The sequence below is a fragment of the Actinomycetota bacterium genome (genome assembly GCA_035759705.1).
Taxonomy (GTDB): Bacteria; Actinomycetota; CADDZG01; order JAHWKV01; family JAHWKV01; genus JAJCYE01.
Window position 1 is genome coordinate 1 of record DASTUJ010000103.1, and the last position, 3,467, is coordinate 3,467.

General features: G+C 68.1%; 4 protein-coding genes. All 4 read right to left on the reverse strand.

Going from position 1 to position 3,467, the window contains the following annotated elements; translation table 11 throughout:
- Positions 1-622 (reverse strand): ABC transporter ATP-binding protein (locus VFV09_06985; protein ID HEU4867456.1); only part of this gene is annotated, 622 nt, incomplete at its 3' end.
- Between the two features lie 8 nt (positions 623-630).
- Positions 631-1,320, reverse strand: coding sequence for a chlorite dismutase family protein (locus VFV09_06990; protein HEU4867457.1), 690 nt, complete (start codon positions 1,318-1,320; stop codon positions 631-633).
- A 2-nt stretch (positions 1,321-1,322) separates the two neighbouring features.
- Positions 1,323-2,639, reverse strand: a complete 1,317-nt coding sequence (gene hemL, locus VFV09_06995) for a glutamate-1-semialdehyde 2,1-aminomutase (protein HEU4867458.1) — start codon at positions 2,637-2,639, stop codon at positions 1,323-1,325.
- A partial coding sequence (hemB, locus tag VFV09_07000) for a porphobilinogen synthase (GenBank protein HEU4867459.1) occupies positions 2,639-3,467 on the reverse strand: 829 nt, incomplete at its 5' end. The genes hemB and hemL, both read right to left, overlap by 1 nt.

Here is a 3,467-nt window from a genome sequence, read left to right on the forward strand (position 1 = left end):
TGTGGATGATTGCGGCGTGGTCGCACATGCGCTCGACCTCGCTGAGCAGGTGGGAGTTGAGGATGACCGTGGCGCCCCGTTCCTTGAGGGCGGCGATCTGGTTGCGCACGTCCCGCCGCCCGATGGGGTCCAGGTCGGCAGTCGGCTCGTCCAGCAGCACCAGCCGGGGCGACCCCATCAGCGCCTGGGCCATCGCCAGCCGGCGGACCATGCCTTTGGAGTAGGCCTTGACCCGCTTGGGGGCGTCGGTCAGGTCGGCGGCAATCAGGCGTTCGTCGATCTCTGAACTCAGGTCCTTGGCCGGCACGCCGATCAGGCGGCCGTGCAGCTTCAGCACCTCCCGGCCCGAGAGGAAGTCGGGGAACCGGGGAGTCTCGGGGACGAAGCCGACGCCGGTGCGGGCGGAGGGGGAGCTGACCGCGTCCCCGAACAGCTTGATCGACCCCGACGTCGGTTGGAGCAGCGCCAGCAGGCACTTCACGAAGGTGGTCTTGCCGGCGCCGTTCGGGCCGAGAAGGGCGAAAACCTCGCCCTCGCCGACCTTCAGGTCGACGCCGTTCAACCCCCGCTGCGAGCGGGCGTAGTGCTTGACGAGCTGTTCTACCTCGACGGCTGCGGTCAAAAGGTCCCTTAGGCGCCGTCGAGCTGGTTCAGGATGTCTGCCAGCGGCATCTTCACGCAGGTGAAGATCGGGACGTCCCGGGCGGTGTAGGCCGACGACTCGGATCCCCGCAGCTCCTCGACCAGGTCCAGGAACTCTCCCAGCGACTCTCCTTCGAACGCCACCACGAACTCCTGGTCGTCCAGGCCGAACGAGTAGCCGGTGTGGATGGCGACGTTCGGGTACCGGTGGCCGATCTTGAAGTGTTCGCCCATGATCTTGCGGCGCTCCTCGAAGGGCAGCTTGTACCAGGTGCGCTTCTTGTCGAGTGGGTAGAGGAACAGGTAGCTGGAGCCGTTCGGCCCGGTGGGCATGTTGAACTCCTGGCCCTCGTGTTTGTGGCCCTTGAGGTAGGCGGACTTGCGGGTCATGCACAGGTAGGAGTAGCTGGGGGCCAGCGCCCGGCCGAGGGCGGTCCCGTTCAGGGAGGCCTGGAAGGCCTGGAGACCCTCGGGGCTGTCGCCGATCTGCCAGAACAGCAGGTCGGCGTCGGCTCGAAGCCCAACCGTCGAGTAGGGGTGCACGTCGATGGGGGCCGCGGCCACCGCTTCGGCGAACTCCTTTTTGTGCATCGCCCGCTCCTCGTCCGGCAACCGGCGCCAGGCGGGGTCGACCTTGTAGAGGGAGTAGCGCATCACTTTTCTGCCGTCAGTTTCCATTGCTATTCGATCCTTTCCAGCGCCCGACCGGCCGCCGCAACTACGTCGTGCACGTGCGCGGCGCTGTGCGCTGCGCTCAGGAATACCGCCTCGAACTGGGAGGGCGGCCAGTAGACGCCTTCGTTAAGCATCGCATGGAAGAAGCGGGCGAACCTGGTGGTGTCCGACTGCTTGGCCTCCTCCAGGTTGCCGACCGGGCCGTCTTTGAAGAACAAGGTGAACATCGAGCCGACCCGCTGGATGGTCACCGGGAGGCCGGCCTTCTTCGCCGCCTCCTCCAGCCCGTCGGTCAGCGTCCCGGTCATCCGGTCCAGGTGGGCGTACAGCCCGGCCGGGTCGTCGGCGCCGCCGGGGGCCGAAGCGAACCGCTGGATGCCTCGGATCGTGCCGATGCCGGCGCCCACGCTCATCGGGTTCCCGGCGAGAGTTCCCGCCTGGTAGACCGGTCCGGCGGGGGCGATCTGGCCCATGAGCTCTTTGCTGCCCCCATAAGCGCCGATCGGCAGCCCTCCGCCGATGACCTTGCCGAGGATCGTGAGGTCCGGGTTGATGCCGAACATGCCCTGGGCGCCGGAGTAGCCGACCCTGAAGCCGGTGACGACCTCGTCGAATATCAGCAGGGCGGCGTCGGCCTCGGTTATCGCCCTTAGCTCCTCCAGGAAGCCGGGGGCCGGGGGGACGACGCCCATGTTGGCGGCAACCGGTTCGACGATCACCGCGGCGATCTTTCCGTCGTTGGCGGCGAACGCTTCCTGCACGGCGGCGGTGTCGTTGTAGGGGACCACGATGGTGTCGCCCGAGGTGCCCTTGGTGACGCCGGGGGAGTCCGGCAGGCCGAGGGTGGCGACGCCGGAGCCAGCCTGGACCAGGAGCGCGTCGACGTGGCCGTGGTAGCAGCCGGCAAACTTCAGGATCTTGTCCCGCCCGGTGGCGGCCCGGGCCAGGCGGAGGGCGCTCATCGTGGCCTCGGTGCCGGAGGAGACGAACCGCACCATCTCCACGGCGGGCAGGGCTTCGACCAGCATCTTGGCCAGCCGGGTCTCGTTCGGGGTGGGGGCGCCGAACGAGGTGCCGCCGAACCCGGCGTACAGCCCCCGCATTACCTTCGGGTCGGCGTGTCCGAGAATCAGCGGGCCCCAGGAACTGAGCATGTCGATGTAGCGGTTGCCGTCGATGTCGGTGACCTCGGCGCCGTAGCCGGCCTTCATGAACACCGGGGTGCCGCCGACCGAGCCGAATGCGCGGACCGGGGAGGAAACGCCGCCCGGCATGACCTTCTGGGCGGCTCGGAACGCCTGCTCCGACTTGCGGTGTTCCACTAGCGCTCGTTCATCCATTTGGCCGCGTCGAGTGCGTGGTAGGTGATCACGAAGTCGGCCCCGGCCCGAACTATCGAGCCCAGGATCTCCATCGCCGCCCGCTGTTCGTCCATCCAGTCCCGCTCGGCGGCGGCCTTCACCATGGCGTACTCGCCGCTCACGTTGTAGGCGCTGATCGGGACGTCGTACCGCTCCCGGGCGGTTGCGATCAAGTCCAGGTTCACCAGCGCCGGCTTGACCATGACGATGTCGGCGCCCTCGTCCAGGTCCCGCTCGATGCCGAGCCGTCCCTGCCGGGTGCTGCTCGGGTCGATCTGGTAGCCCTTGCGGTCGCCGAACATCGGGGAGGAGTTGGCGACCTTGCGGAACGGCCCGTACATGGAAGAGGCGAACTTGGCGGCGTAGCTCATGATGCCGGTGTCGATGAGGCCGGCTTCGTCGAGCGCGGCACGGATGGCGCCGACCCGGCCGTCCATCATGTCGGAGGGCGCCACGAAGTCGGCGCCGGCCTCGGCCTGGGAGACCGCCGTGCGGGCGATGACCTCAACCGAGGCGTCGTTCAGCACCTTCTCGTTCTCGACGATCCCGCAGTGGCCGGTGTCGGTGTACCCGCACAGGCAGGTGTCGGCGAACACGACCATCCCTGGCGTTGCGCTCTTGATCTCCTGGATAGCCCGCTGTGCCGGCCCGCTCGAGGCGAACGCCTGGGTGGCGCGGGAGTCCTTGTTCTCGGTGACACCGAAGACCAGCACGCCGGGGATGCCGAGCGACTCGGCCTGCTTGGCCAGCAGCCCCACCCGGGAGGAGGGCCAGTGGAAGTGGCCGGGC

Excerpts from the sequence above, each read along its gene's own strand:
- VFV09_06990 (HEU4867457.1), bottom strand. The coding sequence starts at position 1,320 with ATGGAAACTGACGGCAGAAAAGTGATGCGCTACTCCCTCTACAAGGTC.